Genomic DNA, 23,619 nt, shown 5'->3' on the forward strand with positions numbered 1-23,619 from the left:
ATGGTCAAGTCGCGGCCTATCCTTCCGGCTAGCGCCCATCCCGGCGGCAGACAGCGGATTCTTTAGGCAGAAACGGGGCGTGGGGGCGGGCCGAAAGCCACGGATCGCCTGGGGATGGCGATGTATATTGGATAAATGAATCATGCCGCGATGTCGGTGCGGCGCCGTACCCGCAACTCGGTCTCCCGGTCGCGAGGGGGGGGGATTAGTGGAAGCGGCCGTTGCGCGTGGTCTGCAGCACCATGTCCAGGCCGGCGCGCAGCACGACCATCTGGTCGAAGGACAGGCCGGTCAGGGCCAGCAGGGCGGGCAGCAGGGTGCGGGCGCGGCGGCCCAGGGTGTCCATCACCGCGGCGCGGCCCGGGGCGCGGCTGAACAGGGCCGGAGCCGAACGGGCGGCGCAAGCGAGGCAAAGCGTGGTCATCGTCGTCTCCTTTCCTGGCGTCGGGTCCTAGCGCGGTGCTGCGGGGGCTCGGGGCCGGGGTCTAGCGTGCTTGATGTCTGAACTATATTTCTGGAACGATTTTGGCGGTAGTTGGGCTTGTCGGCACTCCGCGTTCCATAATTGGAACACTATTGGCGTGGGGTGTGACGGCGCCGCGCGCGACGCTTTGACTCACCCCGCCATCCCGGCGTGCCGCTTGAACCAGACCGTGACCGGCCATAAATCGAACGCAATGGCGGTGTTCTATCAACCTGCCCGGCCGCCTGGCTGTGACGGCCCCCGCAGGGGCCATGCTGTTTTCGATGAACAGGAATTCCCGTATGCGACGCCTCACGTTCCGCACCCCGTCCCGCGCCCTCACGTCCCTTGCCCTGGCCGCCACCGTGGCCGTCACCGCCGCCACCGTGCCGGCCTTGGCCCAGGATCGTTGGGATGATCATCATCGGGGGGAGGAGCGCCGGTGGGACGACCATCGCGGGGACGATCACCGGGGCGGGCCTTGGGCGCCGCATTGGGGCCATTTCCGCGACCATGATGTCTTCATCTATGGCCGCGGGCCGGTCATCGTTCCGGAATACCGCCGCCATGTGTATCGCGACGTGGTCGTGCTGCGCCCCTTCGGTGTCTATTACACCGGCTACGGCCACTATTACCGCGACGACGAGGCTTATCGCTGGCTGGGCCTGACGGCCATCACCCTGACGCTGCTGGATAGCCTGGCCGAGCAGCAGCAGCGCGCGCTTGAGGACGCCCAGATCCGCGCCACCATGGCGCCGGTCGGCCAGCCTGTCGTTTGGAATGACGGCCCGGCCAGCGGCAGCGTCGTCACCCTGCGCGACGGCCACACCACCGACGGCCAGTATTGCCGCGAATTCCAGCAGAACGTGACCATAGGCGGTCAGACGCAACAGGCCTATGGCACCGCCTGCCAGCAGCCGGATGGCGCCTGGCACGTCGTCGCGGACAACTGATAGTCCCCGTGTAGGCGGGGGCGTGGAGGGGTGTCCTCGTCGGATACCCCTTCTGGGCCTCTATGTTACAGCCCCGCGACAGGTTAGCACCGTACCCGGCGTATAACGGAACAGTTGCCATTCTGTGGGCGACGGGTGGGGCGCGCCGAAGCAACAACCAAGCAGTCGTGGTTATGGCCGGCGGCAGTCCGGCGGCACCGCTTCGCATCGCCCATCCCGCCGGTCGCAGAACTTTCCAATCCGTAGGGGAGAAGTGCGCCGGCATGTCCTCCATCGCCCTGTCAGATAACCCGGCCCCCCGTGGCGCCGCCCGGCGCCTGATCCCGTCCTCGGCGGGGGCCGTGACCAGCATCGCCCACGTGATCATCCCCCATGGCTTCGGGGGCGCGGAAAAGCATGTGATGGAGCTGGCTGAATTCCAGGCCGACGATCACCAGGTGATGGTCATCCTGGGCCCGGGGGAGGATGGGGGCGCCGGCGCCCGGCACCTTGCCGAATCGCTGGACCCGCGGGTGTCGGTGGTGTGGCTGCCGGCGCGCATGCGCACCGCCGCGCTGTTCTGGAAGCTGCTGGCCCTCTGCCCCGACATCGTTCATGCCCATCTCAACACCGCCGCGCGGCGGGTGCTGCGCTGCCGCCCGGGTTGCCCCCGCGTCGTCACCCTGCACAACGGCTTTCGCGCCGGCCTGCATGACCGCTTCGACGGCATCATCCGCATCGCCGACTACCAGGGTCGCATGATGCCGGCGGCGGCCCGCGACCGCTCCGTCACCGTGCATAACTGGGTATTGCCGCAGCGGGGCGCGCTGACCCGGGCGGAGGCCCGCTTGGCCCTGGGCCTGCCGCGGGACGTGCCCGTCATCGGCGGCATGGGCCGGCTGGAACTGGGTAAGGGCTTCGATGTGCTGGTGGATGCCTACGCCCGCTTGCGCGCCCAACGGCCGGATGCCCGCCTGGTGTTGTTCGGCCAGGGGGCGGAGATGGCCGCCCTGCGTGACCAGGCGGCACAACTCGCCTTGGGCGATCAGGTGGTGTTCGCGGGCTTCCGCCCCGACGTGCGCCGTTACCTTTCCGCCCTCGACGTGGGCGTCGTCGCCTCCCGCCATGAACCTTTCGGCCTGACCTTGCTGGAATACGCCGACGCGGGCATCACCCTGGTGGCCACCCGCACCGGCGGGCCGCTGGAAATCCTGGGCTTCGACTATCCCTTCCTCTGCCCGCCGGAGGACGCCGCCGCCATGGCCGAGACCTTGCTGGCCGCGCTGGATGGTCGTGTGGCTGCCCGGCCCGTCGATCTCACCCGCTTCCGGCCCGAAGTGCAGATGGCCAAGGTGGGCGCGCTGTACGCCCAACTGGCCGGCGCGACTGCGCCTGTGGCTGTATAGATGCGCCTGCGCCAGTGGCCATATGGGCTGCCGGCGCACCGATTAATCCTTCCATATCTATCGTCAGGCTTGCCCCTCGCGGCCCCTTCGCCTCTCCTGCCAGGAAGCGAAAGGAAGACGGTATGGGCAAGGCGGCGATTTTCCTTCTGATTTCGATGGCGTTGCTGGCGCCGCCGGCGGCTGAAGCGGGCCCGCCATCCCTGGCACCCCTGGTCGCTGACTACGACGCCCTGCTTCAGGGCGGAAAAGAGGACGGGCGCTGCCTGCCGGATGTCAGCCCCAAGGCGGCGGCCGATCGGCGGAATCACCTGGCGGCCTTCGTCCACCGCCTGGATGCGGTCGATCCCGCGGGCTTGGCGCCAGCCGACCGCCTGACCTACCGCTTCATGCGCTGGGATGCGGAGGATCGGCTGGCCGGCATGGCCTTCGACCAGGACCGCATGCCCTTCAACAGTGACAGCGGCTTCTACGCCACCCTGACCTACACCGCCAACCGCACCCATGTGCGCACCAAGGCGGAGGCCGACGCCTGGTTGGCCTGCCTGCAGGCCGCGCCCGACTATTACGCCGCCAACATCGCCAATGCCCGGCGCGGCATCGCCACGGGGTTCGTCCAGCCGAGGGTGATCGTGGACGCGGTGCTGGAGATCGCCCGCAAGCAGGCGGACATCCCCTTGGACGAGGACGGCCTGCTGTCACCCTTCGCCGGTGGGGACGACGCGGCCGCGATGGCGGAATGGCGGGCGCGGGCGCGCCAGGTGCTGGCCGGTACGGTGCGTCCCGCCCAACGCGCCTTTGTCACCTTCCTGGAACAGGAATACCGCCCGGCGGCCCCGGAAAGCCTTGCGGCGCGCGACCTGCCCGGTGGCGAGGCCTATTACACCTGGGCCGTCCGTCACCACACCACCACCAGCCTGACGCCGGACGCCGTGCACGAGATCGGCCTGAAAGAAGTGGCACGCATCCGGGGGGAGATGGAGGCGTTGATCCGCCGCACCGGCTTCACCGGCGGTTTCGCGGATTTCCTCGCCTTCCTGCGCAACGACCCGCGCTTCTACGTCACCACGCGCCAGGCGCTGTTGGAGAAGGCGTCGGAAATCGCGAAGCGCATCGACGACCAGTTGCCCGCCCATTTCGGGCGGCTGCCGCGCCTGACCTATGGCGTACGCGAGGTGCCGCGGGATATCGAGGACACGTACACCACGGGCCGTTACTTCCCCGGCGACGCCGCCAAGGGCGTCGCCGGCGGCTTCATGGTCAACACCGGCAAGTTGGACCAGCGCCCCCTGTATGAACTGCCGGCCCTGGCCCTGCATGAGGCGGTCCCCGGCCATCACCTGCAAACCGCGCTAGCGGCGGAGCTGGAGGATTTGCCGCCCTTCCGCCGCCGCGCCTACATCAACGCCTATGGCGAGGGATGGGGCCTCTACTCCGAGCAATTGGGAGAAGAGATGGGCATCTACCGCGATGATTATGAGCGGTTCGGGCGCCTGTCCTTCGACATGTGGCGGGCCTGCCGCCTGGTGGCCGACACCGGCATCCACTGGAAGCACTGGACCCTGGACCAGGCCCGCGCCTGCTTCACCGACAACACCGCCCTGGCCCCGCACAACATCGAGACGGAGCTGCGGCGCTACATCGGCTGGCCGGGGCAGGCGCTGGCCTACAAGGTCGGTGAGCTGAAACTGCTGGAACTACGCCAGCGGGCGCAGGACAGGCTGGGCGACCGCTTCAATGAGCGGGCCTTCCACGATGCCGTGTTGCTTTCAGGCTCCCTGCCGCTGGATCTGCTGGAGGACCAGGTGAACGGCTGGATCGCGGCGCAGCGCTAAAGCGCGACCGCTCCAGGTGGAAAATTCTAACGGCCCATTTCCTTAAGCCACGCGGTGTGGAAGGCGCGGATGCGTCCCTCGTTGTGACCCAGCAGGGCGGGGCGATCGGCCTGTTGGCTGCCGGCCCAGGCGGCCTCCGCCACCGACTGGTCCTCCGCCAGCAGGCGGCGGTTGAAGTCGGCCAGATGCCCTTCCACGCCCTGCCGGGCGGCGGCGCTGGCGCCCGGTTGCTGCCGCGCCAGCGACAGGCGGTAGCGCAGATGGCAGCGGCCCGGCCGCACCGTGCCATCCGGCGCATACACCGGCTCGTACGTCTGTACGCTGGCCATCAGGCCGGCGGTCAGGCCGATGGCAAGGTTGGGGAAGATGATGGCGTGGTCATAGTCGGTGAAGGTTGTCAGCGGCGTCAGCTTCAACCGCTTGGCCACCCCCTCCCACCAGCGGCGGGTTTCGGCGGTCAGGCCGATGGTGCCGGTGCTGTGGGGGCCGTGCTCGGCGCACGTCCAGGTCCCTTCCGTCACCGTGCGGAAGGTTTCCGGATGCACGCTGTCGACGTGATAGACCTCCAGCACGTTTTCCATGCCCACTTTCCAGTCCGCCCGCCAGTCCAGCGGCGCTTGGTCGAAGGGCGCGGCGAAGCCGTCGGACACGGCGTCCAGCCAGACGCCCAGCGGACCCAGCCACGTGTCGAGGTCGGGCCCGCCTGGAATGAGGCGCACGAAGACGAAGCGCCCGCGCCGCGCCACCTCGTACCGGGTCAGCGCCAGCGCGGTCTTGTCCGCCTTGTCCAGTTGGAAGCAGGGGTCGTTGCCCGGTATGCCCACCGGCACGCCCTCCCGGCCGTAGGTCCAGCCGTGGTAGGGGCAACGCAGGGGACCGTGGCCGCGCTCCGCCATGTGCAGGCGGGCGTGGCGGTGGGAACAGACGTCGCGGAAGGCGCGGATGTCGTCATCGAACCGCTGCACCACCACCGGCACGCCGGCGATGGTGCGCACCAGATAACCGTCGGGCGCCGTCAGCTCGTCATCGAAGCCGACGAAGTGCCAGAGGCGGGCGAACAGGGCCCGGCTCTCCGCCGCGGCGGTGGCGGCGCCATAATCCTCCGGCCCCACCGCCGCCCGCATCGCGTCCAACCTGTCCGTCATGCCCTGAATCCCTTTGCCCCAAATCTCTTTTCCAAGTCGAACCGGCCCAATTGCAACCCGGTCTTGTCCCGCCGCCCGGCAACCCCCATTCTGGCGGCATGGCCAGTGTGACCGAAGCCCTCTCCGCTGCCTATGAGCATCACGTCGCCGGTCGGCTGGACGCGGCGGTGACCCTCTATGGCCGCATCCTCGACGTCGAGCCGCGCAACCACGGGGCCCTGCATCTGCTGGGCCTGGCCCGCATCCAGCTGGGTGACCTGGACGGCGCCACCGAAAGCATGATGCTGGCGGCGGCCATCGTGCCGGACAATCCCACCTATCGCAGCAACCTGGGCACGGCGCTGAAGGCGCAGGGCCGATTCGATCTGGCAGAAGAAGCCTATCGCCAGGCGCTTGCCATTGATCCTGGTCATGTCGACGCGATGGCCAACCTGGGCGGCGTGCTGCACGCCACCGGCCGGCTGGCCGCCGCCATCGCGTGCCTGGAACGGGCACTGCCCTTGGCGCCCGACCATGCCGTCACCCTGATCAACCTGGGCGTGGCCCTGACCGACCGGGGCCAGTTGCCCCGCGCCCTGGGCCTGCTGCGCCGCGCGGTGGAGGTGACGGCCTCCGCGCCCGGCCAACCCCTGGGCGAACGGGGTGGGGAGGCGCGCTGGGATTTGGCGGTGGCCCTGCTGATGGCGGGTGACTACGCCGCCGGCTGGCCCCAGTTCGAGGCGCGGCGGGGCCGTGCCGGCCATGTCCTGGCCCGCCCGCATGGGCTGGAATGGGATGGCGCCGACCCCGCCGGTCGCACCATCCTGGTGCACAGTGAACAGGGACGGGGCGACAGCCTGCAATTCGCGCGTTTCATCGCCCCCCTGGCCGCCCGGGGCGCCCGGGTGGTGCTGGCCTGCCAGCCGGAACTGGTGCGCCTGCTGGCCACGGCGCCCGGCGTTGCCCAGGTGGTGTCGACGGCGGATCCCGGGCTGCCCACCTATGACGTTTACTGCCCCTTGCTCAGCCTGCCGGGCCGTCTGGGTTTGACCAGCGCGGCGGATCTGGCGACGGCCGGGCCTTACCTCACGCCGGATCCGGCCCAGGCGGCGGCGGTCCGCGCGCGCCTGAACGACGTCGCGGCGGGCCGGCGGACGGTGGGCCTGTGCTGGGCGGGGGCGCCGGGCAATCCGGTCGACGCGCGGCGCAGCCTCGATCCGGCGCTGTTGGCCCCCTTGGAGCGTTTCCACGACCGGGTCGCCTTCGTCAGCCTGCAGAAGGGCGGCCCCGCCGCGCCCGGCGCCTTGACCCTGGTCGACTGGACGGCGGGGCTGGCGGATTACGCCGACACCGCCGCCCTGGTGGCCAACCTGGACCTGGTGATCACCGTCGACACCTCGGTCGCCCACTTGGCCGGCGCGCTGGGCCGCCCCGTCTGGCTGCTGAACCGCTATGACGGTTGCTGGCGCTGGCAGAAGGGGCGGGTGGACAGCGTCTGGTACCCCGGCCTGGCGCAGTTGCGGCAGGAGGAGATGGGCGACTGGCGCGCGCCGCTGTCACGCCTGACCGCCCGGTTGGGCGCCTGGCTGGCCACCCCGCCGCCATGACGCCGCTGCATCAGGCGGTGGCCCGCCACCAGGCGGGCGCCCTGGACCAGGCGGCCGACCTTTACGCCCAGGTGCTGGCGGCCGAACCACATCAGCCGGACGCCCTGCACCTGCTGGGCGTGCTGCGCGGCCAGCAAGGGGATCCGGCGACGGGCGAGGGGTTGGTGGCCCGCGCCGCCGCCCTGCGGCCGGATGCGGAAATCCTGACCAACCTGGGCCGCTTGCGCGCGGCGCTGGGCCGCATGCCGGCGGCGGAGGCCGCATTTCGCGCCGCCTTGGCGCGCGACGACTGCCACGCCGGCGCCGCCTTCGCCCTGGGCACCCTGTTGCTGAACCTGAATCGCCCGGGCGACGCGGTGGCGTCGCTGGAGCGGGCGGTGGCGCTGGATCCCGCGCACGGTGCGGCCCGCGCCAACCAGGGCGTGGCCTTGCACCGCCTGGGCCGCCTGGTGGAGGCCGAAGGCGTCCTGCGCGCCGCCGTCCAGGCCGATCCCGCCCAGGCGATCGCCCGCTTCAACCTGGCCTCCGTCCTGGAAGACCAGGGCCGACTGGACGCGGCGGAGACGGAATACCGGGCGCTGACGGTCCAGCGGCCGGACATGGCCGATGCCTGGCTGAACCTGGGCACGCTCCTGCAGCGGCGGCACCGCGATGTGGAGGCGCGGCCCTGCCTGTGGGCGGCGCTGGACCGGGGCACCAGCCGGCGGGCGGGCGCCCTGGCCCATCTGGTGCACCTCGACGCCCGCCTCTGCCGCTGGGCCGACGTCGCGGCGCGGACGCCCGACCTGCTGGCCGCGCTGCAGGCGGGCGACGACAGCGCCCCGCCCTTCGCCGTGCTGTGCCTGGATGTGGACGAGGCTTGGCACCAGCGGGCGGCCCGCCTGCACGCGGCGGCCGTGGCGCGCACCGCCGGCCCGCCCCTGCCGCCGGCCAGCCTGGGCCCCGCCGGGCGGCCCTTGCGCGTCGGCTACCTGTCCGCCGATTGGCACCAGCACCCCACCGCCTATCTGATGGCCGGGGTGCTGGAACGGCACGATCGCGCGGCGGTGACGGTCACCGCCTTCTCCTATGGGCCCGACGACGGCAGCGCCATGCGGGGGCGGCTGCGGGCCGGGGCCGATCGCTTCGTCGATCTGCGCGGCCTGGATGACCGGGCGGCGGCGCAGGCCATCCGGGCCGCTGGCGTTGATATCCTGGTCGACCTCAAGGGCTACACCGAGGGCGGGAGGCCCGGCATCGCCCAGTTGCGCCCCGCCCCGGTTCAGGTGCAGTACCTGGGCTATCCCGGGACGCTGGGCCGGGGGGCAGGCATCGATTATGTGCTGGCCGACGCCGCGGTGCTGCCGCCGGAGCGGGCGCACTTCTGGGATGAGGCGGTGGTGCGCCTGCCCGGTTGCTACCAGGCCAACGATGGGGCGCGCCCCATCGGTCCGCCCACATCGCGGGCGGATTGGGGCTTGCCGGCCGAGGGCGTCGTCTTCGCCTGCTTCAACGCCGCCTACAAACTGACGCCCGAGGTGGTGGCTTGCTGGGCCCGGTTGCTGGCCCAGGTTCCTGGATCGGTGCTGTGGTTGCTGGATCCAGGCCCCGCCGTGATTGCATTGCAGGCGACGCTGGCAAGCCAGGGTGTCGATCCCGGCCGGCTGGTGGTGGCGCCGGCCCTGCCCAAGGCGCGCATGGCCGACCATCTGGCCCGCCACGCCTGCGCCGACCTGTTCCTGGACACCCATCCAGTGAACGCCCATACCACGGCGGCCGACGCGCTTTATGCCGGCCTGCCGGTCCTGACGCGGGCGGGCGGGCCCTTCATTTCCCGGGTGGCGGCCAGCCTGCTGATGGCTTTGGGCCTGCCCGAGCTGGTGACGTACGACCTACCGGCGTACGAGGCCGCGGCCTTGGAATTGGCCCGGGATCCGGTGCGCTTGGGCGACGTACGCGCCCGCTTGGCCACGGCACGCGCGCTGCCCGGCGGCCCCTTCGACACCGGCGCCTTTTGCCGCCGGCTGGAAAGGGCGTACGCCCAGATGGCGGCGCGGGCGCGGGATCGTCTGCCGCCCCTGGGGTTCGATGTGGCGTAGGTGTTCCTCGCCTGGCGCGCCAAATACCCACCATACCCGTAACACACGGCTGCCGGTGTGATCTGGCGCGTGGTGGGTTCTCGGACTTTGCGTTACACCCTTGCCCAATTTTGCCGTGCCCAATTTCGCCGGGGCCCCGGCGCCGGCCTTCTCAAGGGAATGGATACCGTCCGCATGACCATCGACCGCGCCGCCGTTCTCGCCGCCGCTTCCGATCTGTTGCGCATCGAGGCCAACGCCGTCCTGCATCAGGTGGAGGCGCTGGACGGCGACTTCCTGAACGTCGTCGAGCATATCTGCGGTGAACACGGCAACACGCTGGTGGCCGGTATCGGCAAGTCGGGCCTGGTGGCCCGGCAGTTCGCCAGCAAGCTGGCCAGCATCGGCGCCCGCGCCTTCTATTACAGCGCCATCGACAGCCTGCATGGCGAGCTGGGCCTGCTGCGCGAGGGCGACCTGCTGATCCTGCTGTCCAACAGCGGCCAGACCCAGGAACTGGTGGACGTGGCCAAGGCGGCGCAGCCGCGTGGCGTTAAGGTGGCGGCCATGGTGGGGCGCGTGCCCTCCACCCTGTCGCGCATGGCCGACTGGACGCTGAAGGTCCATGTGGAATCCGAGGCGACGGACACCAAGCTGCCCACGGCCAGCACCACCGCCATGCTGGCCTTCGCCGACGCCCTGGTGGTGGCGGTGGCGACGGAGAAGGGGTTCACCGCCAAGGATTTCGGCCGCAACCATCCCGGTGGCACCCTGGGCGTGGTGCTGGGCGCCTATGTCGATGACCTGATGGCCAAGGCGCCGGATCACGTGGCCCTGGTGGGCCCCGACCGGCCCATCCTGGAAACCCTGCTGGAGATGACCCGCCACCCCGCCGGCGCCGCCTTGGTGGTGGATGCCGACGACCGGCTGCTGGGCCTCATCACCGACGGCGACATTCGTCGCGGCCTGGGCCGCGTGGGCAAGGATCTGCTGGACCGCGACACCCGCGCCCTGATGACGCCCAAGCCCCGCACCTGCCGCAGCGGCACCACCGCCATGGCGGCCCTGGCCCAGATGGAAAGCCCCTCGCAGGTCTACGTCCTGCCGGTGGTGGACGCGGACAACAAGGTGCTGGGGCTGCTGCGCATGCACGACCTGGCCGGCCTGGACGTGGCGCGTACGACCGGCTAAGACGTCCCGCCTTCCAACCGCGCTTTCAGGCCAACCGCGCTTTCAGGCGGACCATCAGCTCCGCCTCATCGATGTCCGCATCTTCCTCCAGCCCCAGGTAGGTGAAGGCGGCATCGACGAACAGGTGCGGCATCAGGTGCTCATGGCCCAGGGCGCGGATCAGGGGCGGCAGCACCCGCGCGTCCCCCCGCCGCGCCAGACCGTGCATCGCCTCCACCTGGGTGAACACATCCTCGTCATCCACCCGGCGCAGCAGGGCGGCGCGGATGACGGGGCCGTCCACCCCTGTGCACTGCCCGATGCCGGTGGTTGCCCAATCCCTGACCTGGTCATAAGGATCGTCCATCAGCGCCAGCAGGGCCTCCACCGCCACGGGCGTGGTGCTGCCGCACAGCGCGAAGGCGATGGCATAGCGGACGTGCGGGTCCTCGTGGTGACGGCGGGCGGCCAGTGCCGGGTCGCAGCGCCGGTTGCCCAGGTGGCCCAGGGCGAAGGCGGCGTCGACCATGACGCTGGTATCCTCATCGTCCAGCAGGCGCAGTAGGGCGTCGCACGCCGGCTCCGGGAAGGCGCGCTCGTCACTGCGCTGGCCGGGGCCATGCATCTGCCCCAGGACCACGGCGGCCAGGCGCCGCCGCATCGGTTCGGCAGAGCGGCTGAGGTCCAGCATGCGGGCCAGCCCCTCCGGCGTGCCCATGCCCTGCAGGACCACCAGGGCTGGTGTGCGGTCGTCGTCGCGCCGCATCTCCGCCACCGCCGCCTCGATCAGGTGGTCGATGGAGGGAAGGTCGCTTGGACTGGTTTCCAGGGATGTTGACGGCATTGCGGCCTCGACCTCGACGTGTCGTTCCAATCCATCCGGGTCAACCCATCCAAGCCCGTCCGGGCCAATCCATCCAGACCAGGGTGCAATCAAGGGCGCGGGCTGGCAAGCCCGTACGGCCAACCCTGTACGTCTGGAAATGGAACCCGTTCAGGCGGACCGCCGCGCGCGCATCTCGGCCAGGGCCTCCTGCACGATGAGGGATCGCGCGCGCCGCATGGCGGCCTTGAACCGCCGCTTCCACCCCGGGGGTGATGTGAAGGTGATGCGCAGGCGCAAGGGGCCCCCGAAGGTCAGCGCCAGGGCCAGGCCCGAGAACCGCTTGGGTATGGCTTCGAACTCGGCCAGAAAATGGTCCACCTGCTCCAGCAGCAGCGGGCGGACCGCGTCCGTGAGCGGTGAGGGCGGCAGGGCGCGCACCTTTTCGCCCCAGGCGATGGCGGTGAAGGCGGCGGCGGTCACGGCGTCGCAGGCCGCCTGGATGGTGCCGGGCGTGGCCGGATCGTTGGGGGATCGCCAACTCGCGGCCAATTGGGTGTTCAGCGCGTGCGTCACGTCCGTGATCGCCGTCCCCAATTCCATCAGCAAGGCTTCATCCACCATGGACGCCCCCTCGGGTGTCCGTCCACGGGCGCCCTTGGCCCACCGTCGCCGCAGCCCCTCGGCCCGAAGGCGCAGCAACTCCCCAGCCAGCCGATAGGGCCAGTGGCGCGGCTTCCCGCTGATCAGGTTGCGCGCGCCGGCGCTTTCGCCTTCAAAACCCGTATGCTCCGCCGCCATGACCTCGCCCCTTGGGGTGTTTCGCGCCGAGGTTCACAACTTAGCATGAGTAATGTTGCGCGATAAGCAACTTCTTTGGTGTCGATGACGCCTTGGCCGACTGATGTGCCTGGTGAAGGCCATCCGTCCGCCCCGCAGCGCCATTCCAGCGGCCCCCCGCAAGGTGCTATCAAGGGCGACAGCATTGTGAGCAATCCGCCTCCGCCCAAGGGTCTGCGCCATGTCCGATCCCGCCCGCCTCACCTTCCGCCCCGGCCAGGCGCCGTATCTCATCGCCGAGATGTCCGGCAACCATAAGGGGGAGATCGAGCGCGCCATCCGTTTGATCGACGCCGCCAAGGCGGCGGGCGCGGACGCGGTGAAGCTGCAGACCTACACGGCCGACACCATCACCCTGAAATCCGACCGGCCGGAGTTCCAGATCCATGGTGGCCCCTGGGATGGTCGCAGCCTGCATGAATTATATGAGGAGGCGCACACCCCCTGGGCCTGGCATCCCCAGCTGTTCGCCCACGCCGCCAATATCGGCATCACCCTCTTCAGCTCGCCCTTCGATCCCACGGCGGTGGACCTCCTGGACCGGCTGGGCGCGCCGGCTTTCAAGATCGCGTCGTACGAGATCGTGGATTTGCCCCTGATCCGCTACGCCGCCGCCAAGGGCAAGCCGCTGATCATTTCCACCGGCATGGCCACTCTGGGCGAGATCGACGACGCGGTGACGGCGGCGCGTGACGCCGCCCCCACCGGCACGGCCGATCCCGTGCTGCTCCATTGCACCAGTGGCTACCCCACCCCGCCCGAGGAATGCGACCTGCGCACCATCCCGCACCTGGCCCAGGCCTTCGGCGTGCCCACCGGGCTGTCCGACCACACCCACGGCATCGCCGTGCCGGTGACGGCGGTGGCCCTGGGCGCCGTGGTCATTGAAAAGCACCTGACCCTGTCGCGGGCCGAGGGCGGCGTCGACGCCTCCTTCTCGCTGGAGCCCGCGGAGTTCAAGGCCATGGTCGACGCCTGCCGCGTGGCGCACGCGGCGCTGGGCCAGGTCGGCTATGCCGTGAAGCCGTCCGAGGCGGGCGGGCGATCCTTCCGCCGCTCACTCTACGTCTCGGCGCCGGTGAAGGCGGGGGAGGCGTTCACGCCGGCCAACGTCCGCTCCGTCCGCCCCGGCCTGGGCCTGCCGCCCAAGCATCTGGACCAGGTGCTGGGCGCCCGTGCCACCCGCGATATCGATGCCGGCCAGCCCCTGGATTGGGGCATGGTCCAGTCGTGACGACGCCAAAACCCCGGGTCGTCTGCATCACCCAGGCGCGCATGGGCTCCACCCGCCTGCCGGGCAAGGTGCTGCTGACCGTGGCGGGCAAGTCGCTGCTGGCCCATCAGGTCGAGCGCTTGCGGCGCGCCACCCTGGTGGATGAGGTGGTGGTGGCCACCAGCGATCGCGCGGCCGACGACGCCATCGCCGACCAATGCCGCGCCCTGGGCATCGCCTGCTTCCGGGGCAGCGAGCATGACGTGCTGGATCGTTTTTGCCGGGCCGCCCTTGCCCATCATGCCGACGTGGCGGTGCGGGTGACGGGCGACTGCCCCCTGATCGACCCCGGCCTGATTGACCGGCTGCTGACCCTTTTCCTGGCGGCGGACCCGCCGCTGGACCATGCCTCCGTCGACATCGGCTACTACCCGCGCGGCCTGGATGCCGAAGCCATATCAATGACGGCCTTGCAGGCGGCGTGGCAAGAGGCAAGGGAACCGTTCGAGCGTGAGCATGTGACGCCCTTCATCTACCGCCGGCCGGACCGTTTCCGCCTGGGCTCCCTGCCCCCTACGGGGCCGGCGCCGGTGGAGATGGGGCCACAGCGCTGGTGCGTGGACACGGTGGAGGATTTCCAACTGGTCCGCCGTTTGCTTGAAACCCTGTTGCCGGCCAAGCCGCACTTCACCTGGACGGATTGTCTGGACGTGCTGCGCCGGCACCCCGATTGGGTGCTGCTGAACCGCGACGTGGTGCAGAAGACCCTGGCTTGAGAGGAAAAGAAGAGATGAACCGGAACGAATTCCTGGCGGCGCTGGATGAGATGCTGGAGCTGGACCCCGGCACCCTGACGGGCGGCGAAACGCTGGATGGGATCGACAGCTGGGACAGCCTGGCGGTCATCAGCTTCATCGCCCTGGTGGACGAGAAATTCAACATCGTGGTAGCGGGCGAGGATCTGGCCAAGGCCAAGACGGTGGACGACCTGCTGGCCCTGGTGTCGGATCACGTCACGGCCTGACCGGTGGGTTCGGGAGCTGAGCCGGAACGGTTGCTGGCCGGCCGCCGGGTGCTGCGCTTCGCCGGCGGCCCCGGTGCCGCCGTCGACCGGGGGCCGAAGGAAACCGGCACCGCGCCACTGGTGATGATTCACGGTTTCGGCGGTGACGCGCTGTCCTGGCAATTCAACATCCAGGCGCTGGTGAAGGGTGCGCCGGGTTCGCCCGGCCGCCGGGTGCTGGCCGTGGATCTGCCGGGCCATGGCGCGTCCACCCTCGACGTGCCGTCCGGCCTGGGCGGTGTCGCCGACTGGGTGGTGCGGTTGATGGACGCCGCCGACGTGGATAAGGCTGACATCATCGGCCATTCCATGGGCGGCAGGGTCAGCCTGCTGCTGGCCGAACGCCATCCGGACCGGCTGCGCCGTATGAGCCTGATCGCCTGCGCCGGGCTGGGAAGCCGGGTGGACGCCGCCTTCCTGCACGCGCTGTGCACGCTCGAGACCCTGGACCAGGCCCGCGTCCTGATCGACCGGCTGTTCGCGGGGGCCCCGCCCAACCGCGACGTGCTGGCCCGCGCCTTCCTGTCCCGCCTGGCTGATCCCGCGGCGCGCGGGCCGCTGACCCGGCTGTTGGACCGGCTGGTGGCTGACATCGACGCCGCCCCGCGGCATTTCGACTGGACCCAACCGCTGCCGCCGCTGCAGCTGATCTGGGGCGAGGCCGATGACATCGTGCCGCCCCCGGAAGTCGGCGCCATCCCATCCCATATCACCCTGCATCGACTGCCCGGCGTCGGCCACATGCCCCAGGCCCAGGCGGCCACGCGGGTCAACGCCCTGCTGACGGAGTTCCACGCATGAGCACGATCGGACTGAACGAGGGCGCCATGCTGGCGCTGATCCATAACGAGGTCCTGAAGATCCTGGCTGACAAGGGCGAGGCCTGGACGGGGTCCTTCGGGCCGGAGACGCGGTTCCTGGACGGCGGGCTGCCCTTCGACAGCCTGGACCTCGCCACCCTGCTGGTGGCGCTGGAGCAGCTGACCGGCACGGATCCCTTCCGTGCCGGCTTCCGCCAGTTCACCACCGCCGGCGAACTGGCGGCGCTGTATCTGGAGACCCCGGCGGCATAAGGCTGGGCCTCATGCGGATGCGGCCGCCCGGTGACCGAGGGCCGCGGAATTTATAATGCATCCGATTTGTAACGGATCTGTATCGCGCCGTTTCCAGACGCCCTGGCCTCTGTTAGCCTCGTCAACAAGGTTGAAGCAGCGCACTTTTTTGAGGCGATCTGCCTTAACCCCTTGGGGCGTTACAACAATCAACAGGGGCGAAGGCGGCGGTCCCATGCCGGGGCGGGCGCCTTTCTGGGCACCCGGCAGAACGGGAAGACGATACTTCCATGAAACGACACCATCGCGTGCTCCCGCTGGTGGCCGCACTGGCGCTGCTCGGCGCTTGCGCCTCCAGCGCGCACCAGGACGGCCCGGCCGTATCCTCGGCTGATAAGGGCTCGGCTGACAAGGGCAAGGACAAGCCGGTCTACGCCGGCCTGGATCCGGCCGATGACAAGAACCCCTTCCCCAGCACCTACCATCCCCTGCCGTCCGTGGCGACGGCCCTGGTGGGCGCCACCGTCTTCACCGGCACGGGCGCCCGCATCGACGGCGGCACCGTGGTGCTGATGGACGGCAAGATCGCGGCGGTGGGCAAGGACATCCCGGTGCCGGCCGGCGCCAAGGTCATCGATGCCCATGGCAAGTACGTGACCCCGGGCATCATCGACGCCCACAGCCACCTGGGCGTCTACGCCACGCCCAGCGTCTGGGCCAATTCCGACGGTAATGAGATGACGGACCCCAACACCGCGCAGGTGTGGGCCGAACATTCCGTCTGGCCGCAGGATCCAGGCTTCATCCGCGCGCTGGAGGGCGGCATCACCACGCTGGAAATCCTGCCCGGTTCCGCCAACCTGTTCGGCGGCCGCGCCGTCATCCTGAAGAACGTGCCCGGCCGCACGGTGCAGGACAAGAAGTTCCCCGGCGCGCCCTATGGCCTGAAGATGGCTTGCGGTGAGAACCCCAAACGCGTCTACGGCAGCAAGGGCCGCACCCCGGCCACCCGCATGGGCAACGTCTTCGGCTATCGCAAGGCCTGGATCGACGCCCAGGAATACCGCCGCAAGTGGGACGACTATCGCCGCAAGCTGGCCGACTACAAGGCCGGCAAGGGCGACAAGGCGCCCGACGCGCCCAAGCGCGACCTGCAGATGGACACGCTGGCCGGCGTGCTGGACGGCAGCATCCTGGTGCAGAACCACTGCTACCGCGCCGACGAGATGGCGCAGATGATCGACATCTCGCATGAGTTCGGCTTCCACATCGCCATGTTCCACCATGGGTCCGAGGCCTACAAGATCGCCGACATCCTGAAGAAGGAAGACATCTGCGTCGCCACCTGGGGCGAATGGTGGGGCTTCAAGATGGAAGCCTACGACGGCATCGAGGAGAACGCCGCCCTGCTGCAGAAGGCCGGCGTCTGCACCGTCATCCATTCCGACGACGACATCCTGACCCAGCACCTGGTGCAGGAGGCCACCATCGCCCTGGCCGCCGGCCGGCGCATGGGTATCCAGATCGACGAGGCCGAGGCCATCAAGTGGGTGACGGCCAACCCCGCCAAGTCCATCGGCGTGCTGGACAAGACCGGCACGCTGGAGACCGGCAAGATGGGCGACGTGGTGCTGTGGAGCGCCGATCCCTTCAGCGTCTACGCCACGGCCGACCAGGTCTTCATCGACGGCGCCCTGGTCTACGACCGCCACGATCCGGCGGTGCAGCCCAAGTCCGATTTCGAACTGGGCCAGACCGGCCCCGCCCATCCCGGGCCCCAGGGCGTCGGCCCCGGGCGCCCCGTCTTGACCACCAGCACGGAGCAGCCGCGATGAGCGCCCGTCACATCCTGATGGCGGCGGCCTCCACGCTCAGCCTGCTGGCCGGCGCGGCCGGCGCCGAGACGGTGGCCATCACCAACGCCCGCATCGAAACCATGGGCCCGGCGGGAGAGATTCCGTCCGGCACCATCCTTATCCGCGACGGCCGCATCCAGGCGGTGGGCGCGTCGGTCGCCATTCCCGCCGATGCCCGCCGCGTCGACGCCCAGGGCCATATCGTGACGCCCGGCCTGGTGGCCAGCGACACCAGCCTGGGCGCCGGCGAGGTGGAGGGCGAGGCCTCCAGCAACGATTTCGCCGGGGCGACGGCCGAGATGTCGGCGTCCTTCGACGTGTCGCTGGGCATCAACCCCGCCTCTATGCTGGTGCCGGTGGCCCGGGTGGGGGGCGTCACCCGGGCGCTGGTCACGCCGGAGCTGTCCGGCCGGGGCGAGAAGAAGGGGAAAAGCTGTTCGCCGGCCAGGCGGCGGTGGTCGACATGTCCGGCGGCACCGACAGCGTCACCAAGCGCCGGGCCGTGCTGGTGGTGGACGTGGGCACCGAGGCCATGGAGCATCTGGGCGGCAGCCATGGCGGCGTGCTGCAGCTGCTGGAGACCAGCCTGGAGGAGGCGGCCAGCTACGCCGCCAACAAGGGGGGGTACGAGCACGGCGCCCACCGCCCCTATCGCCAGAGCAAGGAAGACCTTGAGGCCCTGCTGCCCGTCATCCAGGGCAAGATGCCCCTGCTGGTGGGCGTGCACCGGGTCGCCGACATCCGCCGCACCCTGGAACTGGGCAAGCGGCTGAAGCTGAAGCTCATCCTGGACGGGGTGGAGGAAGGCTGGATGATGGCGCCGGAGATCGCGGCCTCGGGCGTGCCCGTGGTGATCGACCCCCTGGCCAACCTGCCGCGCGACTTCGAAAGCCTGAACGCCCGGCTGGAGAACGCGGCCATCCTGCAGGCGGCCGGCGCCACCGTGGTGATCAAGGGGCCGTATGTCGGCCACTACGCCCGCCAGGTGCGCTACAACGCCGGCAACGCGGTCGCCCACGGCATGCCGTGGCCGGCGGCGCTGGCGGCCATCACCGCCACCCCGGCCAAGGTTTTCGGCTTCAACGACCGGGCGGGCACGATCGAGCCCGGCCGCGACGCCGACCTGGTGGTGTGGTCGGGCGATCCCCTGGAAATCCTGTCGGTGGCGGAGCATGTCTTCGTCCGCGGGACCGAGGCGCCCCTGACCAGCCGGGCGCAGGATCTGGCCCATCGCTACCAGACGCCGGACGCGGCCCTGCCGCCGGCCTATCGCAACTGAGCATTATCGTCTAAAGGGGGCGGGGCGTTCCGATGGGGCGTCCCGCCCCATTTGTTTCCGGACCCCGCCGTCATGCCCGATTGGTACTACGACCTCAGCGACACCATCGGCGGCTGGATCCACGGCGTCTCCGTCTGGGTGATCATCGGCGTCATGGTGGCGGCCTACCTGCTGCTGACCGCGCGCAGCGCCCACAAGCAGGGGGAGTTCGGCGAATTCGCCCGCAGCCTGGGCCTGACCGTGGCGCTGCTGGCCGCGCTGGGTGGCTTCATCGAGGCGTGGATCTGGGTGGATCGCCACTGGTAGGCGGGATCAGCCCCGATCCTGCGCCCCGTGCTAGACGCGCAGGATGACCACCTCATCATCCGTGATTTCGTAAATGATCACGTAGGGCGGAAAGACGAGCAATTCCCGCGTCCCGGGCACGCTGCCCGGACGGCCCCGGTTCGGGAAGGTGAGCAGACTGTTCGCCGTGGTCAGCAGCGCCCGCAAAACCCGTTCGGCGGCGACAAGATTGAAAGTGGCGATATAGGCGACGTGCCGGTCGACGTCGCCCAAGGCGTCAATGGACCAGCGAATTCGCTTCAAGTTTGCCCAGGGACAGCGGGCGGGTGAACTTTTTTTCCCGCCAGCAACTGCTCAAGCCACTCCACGACGACATCGTGATCAACGACGTTGCCCCTGGCAACCGACGCGCGTGCCTCCTCGATGGCGCGACGCTTGGCGTCCTCGTCCACGATATCGAAAATGGAGGCGGGCTGAGTCATGAGGATAGCCTACCACAAGCCCGCCGCTCAGCCCATACCCCGGATCAGGGCTAGCAGATCCTCGTCCGACAGGTGGCCGGCGGTGTCGGCGTCCCGCAGCAGGGCGTCGGCCAGGTCGCGCTTGCGGCCGTGCAGGGCCACGATGCCCTCCTCGATGCTACCCTTCAGGATCAGGCGATAGATGGTCACCGGCCGGCGCTGGCCGATGCGGTGGGCGCGGTCCGACGCCTGGTCCTCCACGGCGGGGTTCCACCACGGGTCCAGGTGGATGACGTAGTCTGCCGCCGTCAGGTTCAGGCCCACGCCGCCGGCCTTCAGGCTGATGAGGAACAGCTCGCCTTCGCCCGCCTGGAAGGCCGCCACCCGCCGCTGCCGCTCCGCCGCCGTCAGGCTGCCGTCCAGCAGCTGATAGGTGACGCCCATGCGGTCCAGGGCGGTGCGCACCCGCGCCAGGTGGCCGATGAATTGGCTGAACACCAGGGCGCGGTGGCCGCCCTCGCGCAACTCCTCCACCAGTTCCAGGAAGGCGTCCAGCTTGGCCGAGGGCAGGTGCGCGTCTGCCGCCACCAGGTCGGGATGGCAGCAGGCCTGCCGCAGGCGGGTGATCTCCGCCAGGATGTGGATGCGGGACCGCTCGCCCGACATCTCCTCCAGCTTTTCCAGGGCGCGGCGGCGCAGGGCTTCGTAAAAGGCGATCTCCTCCGCCCCGCGCTCGACCAGCAGGGTCTGCTCCGTGCGCGACGGCAGTTCGGACAGGACCGCCGCCTTGGTCCGGCGCAGCAGGAAGGGCTGCACCACCGCGCGCAGGGCCGCGCGGGCGCCCGGGTTGCGCGCCGCCTGGATGGGCGTGCCGAAGCGCTGGGCGAAGGCCTTGCGGCTGCCCAGCAGGCCGGGGTTGGTGAACTGGAACAGGCTCCACAGCTCTTCCAGGTCGTTTTCCACCGGCGTGCCGGTCAGGGCCAGACGGAAGCCAGCGGTCAGGGCGCGGGCGGCCTGGGCGCGGCGGGTGTCCGGGTTCTTGATGGCCTGGGCCTCGTCCAGCACGGCCACGGCCCAGGGCACGGCAGCCATTAAGGCCTCCTCCCGCACCAGCAGGCCGTAGGTGGTGACCAGCACGTCGCCGGGCCCCAGCGCCCTCAGCACCTCCTGGCGCCCATCCGTCTCGGCCAGGCGGTGGACAGTCAGCCCAGGGGCGAAGCGCGCCAGTTCCGATTGCCAGTTGCCGGCGACGGAGGTGGGCGCCACCACCAGCATGGGGCCGTCGCCGGCCTTGGCCGCCATCAGGGCAATGGCCTGCACCGTCTTGCCCAGGCCCATGTCGTCGGCCAGCAGGGCGCCGGCACCCAGGCGGGCCAGCCGGCTCATCCAAAAATACCCCTCCGCCTGGTACTCGCGCAGTTCGGCGGTCAGGCCGTTGGGCAGGCGCGGCTGCCAGGCCGCCGCCTCATCCAGGGTCTGGATGAAGGCGCGCCAGGCCTGGTCCACCTGGGCCGATGCCGCCTCCTCGATCAGGCCGCGCAGGGCCGCGCCGGCCGCGCGCGGCACCTTCGTGCCCCCCATGCGCAGCAGTCGGTCCAGCTGCTGGCGGAAATGGCGGTCCAGCGCCGCGAACTGGCCGTCGCCCAGCGGCACGAAACGGCCGGGCGCATCCTCCAGCCGGGTCAGCAGCTCCTTCAGGTCCAGCACCAGCCCCTCGTCCAGCGTCAGGGACCCGGCCACGGCGAACCAGCTTTCGGTGCTCTTGACCGTGGTGCTGAAATGGCTGGCGCCGGCCTCGTCACCGCGCAAGGTCAGCTTCTGCCCCTCCGGCCATTCCAGGACCGGCGGCTGGGGCAGGGCCTTCAGCTCGCTCAGGAATTCCAGCGCGGCGCTCAAGCCCTCCAGCTCCCATTCCCGGCCCTCGCCGCCCAGGCTGGGGCAGGCGTCGGCCAGGGCCTGGGCCAGGCGCTCCTCCGCCGCCAGGTCCCGCACGGCGCGGCGGCCGTTGCCGGTGACGCGGCGGCTGCCTTGGCCGGGGGCGAAGTGGGGGCCGTCGGGACCCAGCGGCCGCACGACCAGCGAGACCTTGAGGCCGGGGTCCAGCAGGCGCAGCCGCACCACCGGGGCGGGATCGCCGTCCTCCGTCCGGCCCTCGTCCAGCTCCATCGCCTCCACCCGCACCGGCAGGTCGGGCATGCGGGAACGGGCGATGGCGGCCAGGCGGTCGCGGGCCACGGCCGGCACGGTGATGCCCTCCTCGCCCAGCAGCTTGCCCGCCGCCACGGCCTTGTCGTCGATCACCACCACGCGCCAGCGGGTGGGCCCTTCCACCTCGATGACGGCGTCCGGTTCCGGGGCCGGGTGCGACAGGGCCAGGCGATAGCCGCCCCGCGCGCCGGCCAGCACCAGTTCCACCCGCGCCAGCACCAGTTCAACGGGGGGGCCCGGCTCGCGCCGGTAAAACACCCGGGGGTGGCCCACCAGGGCCGGCAGGGTGTCGCGCGGCGGCAGGAAATACTCGTAGCGGGACCGCCCGTGGCCCCAGCCGTCATAGTCGCGGGCGATGGTGGCGATGACGCGCCGGTCGAAATCGTCCAGATAGGTCAGCTGGGGGTCGCCTTGGTACAGGCGCTTCAGCGGGATGGGGCGGCCCACGCTCCAGCCCTGGGTCGGACTCTTGGTGGGCCCCCGCTGCTGCACCTGCTCCACCGCTTCCACGGCACCGCTGCTGGGGTCGACCAGCCAGGCCAGGCGCTTGCCAGTGGTCTTCCTCTCCGCCGGGGCCGGCGGTTCCAGCAGCACCTCCAGGCTGTCCAGCGCCCGTTCCCACGGCTCCTTGACCGGCAGCAGGGCCAGGAAGCGCAGGCGCGTTTCCCGGCCCGGTCGCGCCAAGTGGGCATGGTAGGGGGTGGGATCGTTGGCCACCCGGGCCAGCACCTCCGCCATCAGGTCGGCGGCCAGGGGCATGGTGGGGGCCAGGTGGCGGAACCATTGGTCCCAGGCGTCGGCATGCTGGCGGGCCAATGCGGCATCGACCACCGCCGCCGCCACGGCCACCAGGCCCAGGCCCAAGGGTGAGGGCCGGGCCATGGTGTCCGTGGCGCTCAGCAGCCACTTCACGCCGTTCAGAGCCGCCTCAGGCTTGTTGGCGGCCAGGTTGGCCAGGGCCTCGATGGCCATGGAGCCTAGGGGGATCTGCCCGGCCTGGATATGGTCCTGCGCCAGGGCAGGGATGGCGGCGTGCTGGGCCGGGTCGCCGCCGGCCAGCTGGGCGCACAGGTGCAACACCCCCAGATGCCCGGGCAGCCCCCCCTTGCGCTTGCGCAGCGCGCGGCGATGCAGGGTCACGGCCTCGGCGAACAGCGCGCGGGCGCGCGGCGCGTCGTCCGACAGCAGGGCGTGGGCGGCGGCATAGGGCAGGGCCGCTTCCGCCGCGGGCGGATTGGCCAGCAATGCCTGCAACGCTGTCAACTGGCCGCTCAGCAGGCGGAAGTCGGCGATCAGGGGAAAGCAGTCATGGCGCAGCGTGGGGTGCGCCTGGGCGTGGTCCACCAGGTCCGGCAGGTCCGGCGACATCTCGGCCGTGGCCACCCAGTGCCCGACCTTCACCGCCATCAGCGTCGCCTGGATGATGGTTGCGCGCCCGGCCAGCCAATCGAGTCCCAGGGGCACCAGGGTGAAGTGGCGGGTGAATTGCTCCGTCAGCCCCGTGGCGGGGCGCTTGGCCAGGACCAGCAGGCGCTGGACCCCCGGGGCATCATTCTGCAACACGGCCAGGCGCAAGCCCCGCGCCAGGTCGAGCTCCACCAGCTTGGGGTCCCAATAGCTTTTCGACTCGCCAGGCAGCTGGGTGCGGATGGCGATGGCCAGGGCCTTGCCCTCCGCCGTCTCCAGTGCCGCGACGGCCACCGCGTGGGCCAGCGCGGGCGGGCAGGCCATCTTGTTGTTCAGCAGGCCGTGGCGGCGCAGGCTGTTCTGCGCCTCCGTCAGCGCCTCATGGGTCCAGAGCAGGGGGCTGACGCGCGCCTGGTTCAGGCAGTCCAGCAGCGCGCGGGCCGGCGGCAGCGGGCCGACCAGGGCGATAAGGCGCAGCAGGATGCGGTCGGGCGGCGAAAGCGCGTCGAGATCGGACGGGGTCATGCGGCGACCATAACGG

General features: G+C 70.2%; 22 protein-coding genes. 14 read left to right on the forward strand and 8 right to left on the reverse strand.

Annotated elements, in window-relative coordinates:
- Positions 1-205 precede the first annotated feature (205 nt).
- On the reverse strand, positions 206-424 hold the full coding sequence (locus UAJ10_RS29480; protein ID WP_322918958.1) for a hypothetical protein: 219 nt from the start codon (positions 422-424) through the stop codon (positions 206-208).
- Positions 425-765: 341 nt separating this feature from the next.
- Here UAJ10_RS29480 and UAJ10_RS29485 point away from each other — a divergent pair, with 341 nt between their 5' ends.
- The 3 genes from UAJ10_RS29485 to UAJ10_RS29495 all read left to right on the forward strand — a co-directional run bounded on the left by UAJ10_RS29485 (position 766) and on the right by UAJ10_RS29495 (position 4,633).
- Positions 766-1,416: a hypothetical protein gene (locus UAJ10_RS29485; protein ID WP_322918960.1), complete on the forward strand. Its 651-nt coding sequence runs from the start codon at positions 766-768 to the stop codon at positions 1,414-1,416.
- 263 nt (positions 1,417-1,679) lie between these two features.
- A complete protein-coding gene (locus tag UAJ10_RS29490; RefSeq protein WP_322918961.1) occupies positions 1,680-2,801 on the forward strand; it encodes a glycosyltransferase in 1,122 nt (373 codons plus the stop codon).
- A gap of 122 nt (positions 2,802-2,923) precedes the next feature.
- Complete coding sequence (locus tag UAJ10_RS29495; protein ID WP_322918962.1) at positions 2,924-4,633, forward strand: DUF885 domain-containing protein; 1,710 nt, start codon at positions 2,924-2,926, stop codon at positions 4,631-4,633.
- Between the two features lie 26 nt (positions 4,634-4,659).
- On the opposite strand, the gene UAJ10_RS29500 is transcribed toward UAJ10_RS29495, so the two are convergent.
- Positions 4,660-5,778: an aromatic ring-hydroxylating oxygenase subunit alpha gene (locus tag UAJ10_RS29500; RefSeq protein ID WP_322918963.1), complete on the reverse strand. Its 1,119-nt coding sequence runs from the start codon at positions 5,776-5,778 to the stop codon at positions 4,660-4,662.
- A gap of 107 nt (positions 5,779-5,885) precedes the next feature.
- Between UAJ10_RS29500 and UAJ10_RS29505 the strand changes: the two genes are divergently transcribed.
- The 3 genes from UAJ10_RS29505 (at position 5,886) to UAJ10_RS29515 (ending at position 10,612) form a co-directional block, all read left to right on the forward strand.
- On the forward strand, positions 5,886-7,364 hold the full coding sequence (locus UAJ10_RS29505; RefSeq protein ID WP_322918964.1) for a tetratricopeptide repeat protein: 1,479 nt from the start codon (positions 5,886-5,888) through the stop codon (positions 7,362-7,364).
- On the forward strand, positions 7,361-9,442 hold the full coding sequence (locus UAJ10_RS29510; protein WP_322918966.1) for an O-linked N-acetylglucosamine transferase, SPINDLY family protein: 2,082 nt from the start codon (positions 7,361-7,363) through the stop codon (positions 9,440-9,442). Before UAJ10_RS29505 ends, UAJ10_RS29510 begins: the two co-directional genes overlap by 4 nt.
- Positions 9,443-9,616: 174 nt before the next feature.
- Complete coding sequence (locus UAJ10_RS29515; RefSeq protein WP_322918967.1) at positions 9,617-10,612, forward strand: KpsF/GutQ family sugar-phosphate isomerase; 996 nt, start codon at positions 9,617-9,619, stop codon at positions 10,610-10,612.
- Between the two features lie 25 nt (positions 10,613-10,637).
- On the opposite strand, the gene UAJ10_RS29520 is transcribed toward UAJ10_RS29515, so the two are convergent.
- Both UAJ10_RS29520 and UAJ10_RS29525 read right to left on the reverse strand, forming a co-directional pair.
- Positions 10,638-11,435 (reverse strand): HEAT repeat domain-containing protein, encoded by a 798-nt coding sequence (locus tag UAJ10_RS29520; RefSeq protein ID WP_322918969.1) that lies wholly within the window; start codon positions 11,433-11,435, stop codon positions 10,638-10,640.
- Positions 11,436-11,585: 150 nt separating this feature from the next.
- Complete coding sequence (locus UAJ10_RS29525; protein WP_322918970.1) at positions 11,586-12,215, reverse strand: hypothetical protein; 630 nt, start codon at positions 12,213-12,215, stop codon at positions 11,586-11,588.
- A 220-nt stretch (positions 12,216-12,435) separates the two neighbouring features.
- On the opposite strand from UAJ10_RS29525, the gene pseI reads away from it, so the two are divergent.
- The 6 genes from pseI (at position 12,436) to UAJ10_RS29555 (ending at position 17,417) form a co-directional block, all read left to right on the forward strand.
- The gene (pseI, locus tag UAJ10_RS29530; RefSeq protein ID WP_322918972.1) at positions 12,436-13,488 is read left to right on the forward strand and encodes a pseudaminic acid synthase; all 1,053 of its coding nucleotides are present in this window, start codon (positions 12,436-12,438) and stop codon (positions 13,486-13,488) included.
- Positions 13,485-14,243 (forward strand): glycosyltransferase family protein, encoded by a 759-nt coding sequence (locus UAJ10_RS29535; RefSeq protein WP_322918973.1) that lies wholly within the window; start codon positions 13,485-13,487, stop codon positions 14,241-14,243. The genes pseI and UAJ10_RS29535 overlap by 4 nt, the downstream gene beginning before the upstream one ends.
- 14 nt (positions 14,244-14,257) lie before the next feature.
- Positions 14,258-14,491 (forward strand): acyl carrier protein, encoded by a 234-nt coding sequence (locus UAJ10_RS29540; protein WP_322918974.1) that lies wholly within the window; start codon positions 14,258-14,260, stop codon positions 14,489-14,491.
- A gap of 3 nt (positions 14,492-14,494) precedes the next feature.
- Positions 14,495-15,331, forward strand: a complete 837-nt coding sequence (locus tag UAJ10_RS29545) for an alpha/beta fold hydrolase (RefSeq protein WP_322918976.1) — start codon at positions 14,495-14,497, stop codon at positions 15,329-15,331.
- Positions 15,328-15,603, forward strand: a complete 276-nt coding sequence (locus UAJ10_RS29550) for an acyl carrier protein (RefSeq protein ID WP_322918977.1) — start codon at positions 15,328-15,330, stop codon at positions 15,601-15,603. Before UAJ10_RS29545 ends, UAJ10_RS29550 begins: the two co-directional genes overlap by 4 nt.
- Before the next feature lie 269 nt (positions 15,604-15,872).
- Positions 15,873-17,417 (forward strand): amidohydrolase, encoded by a 1,545-nt coding sequence (locus tag UAJ10_RS29555; RefSeq protein ID WP_322918978.1) that lies wholly within the window; start codon positions 15,873-15,875, stop codon positions 17,415-17,417.
- 7 nt (positions 17,418-17,424) lie between these two features.
- On the opposite strand, the gene UAJ10_RS29560 is transcribed toward UAJ10_RS29555, so the two are convergent.
- Positions 17,425-17,832, reverse strand: a complete 408-nt coding sequence (locus UAJ10_RS29560) for a hypothetical protein (protein WP_322918980.1) — start codon at positions 17,830-17,832, stop codon at positions 17,425-17,427.
- Positions 17,833-17,901: 69 nt separating this feature from the next.
- Between UAJ10_RS29560 and UAJ10_RS29565 the strand changes: the two genes are divergently transcribed.
- Together UAJ10_RS29565 and UAJ10_RS29570 are read left to right on the forward strand one after the other, a co-directional pair.
- Positions 17,902-18,717 carry an amidohydrolase family protein gene (locus tag UAJ10_RS29565; RefSeq protein WP_322918982.1) on the forward strand — a complete coding sequence of 272 codons (816 nt, stop codon included), beginning with the start codon at positions 17,902-17,904 and terminating at the stop codon, positions 18,715-18,717.
- A 72-nt stretch (positions 18,718-18,789) separates the two neighbouring features.
- A complete protein-coding gene (locus tag UAJ10_RS29570; RefSeq protein ID WP_322918984.1) occupies positions 18,790-19,023 on the forward strand; it encodes a hypothetical protein in 234 nt (77 codons plus the stop codon).
- Between the two features lie 30 nt (positions 19,024-19,053).
- Here UAJ10_RS29570 and UAJ10_RS29575 read toward each other — a convergent pair whose 3' ends face one another.
- From UAJ10_RS29575 to UAJ10_RS29585, 3 genes are read right to left on the reverse strand one after another with little or no spacing between them, the layout of a single operon-like run.
- Positions 19,054-19,305 (reverse strand): type II toxin-antitoxin system RelE/ParE family toxin, encoded by a 252-nt coding sequence (locus UAJ10_RS29575; protein ID WP_322918986.1) that lies wholly within the window; start codon positions 19,303-19,305, stop codon positions 19,054-19,056.
- Entirely contained in the window at positions 19,302-19,484 is a 183-nt protein-coding gene (locus UAJ10_RS29580; RefSeq protein WP_322918988.1) for a hypothetical protein, read from the reverse strand. Before UAJ10_RS29580 ends, UAJ10_RS29575 begins: the two co-directional genes overlap by 4 nt.
- 27 nt (positions 19,485-19,511) lie before the next feature.
- A complete protein-coding gene (locus UAJ10_RS29585; protein ID WP_322918990.1) occupies positions 19,512-23,603 on the reverse strand; it encodes a DEAD/DEAH box helicase in 4,092 nt (1,363 codons plus the stop codon).
- Positions 23,604-23,619: the final 16 nt, after the last annotated feature.

Source organism: Nitrospirillum guaranorum, from assembly GCF_034653275.1.
Lineage (GTDB): Bacteria > Pseudomonadota > Alphaproteobacteria > Azospirillales > Azospirillaceae > Nitrospirillum.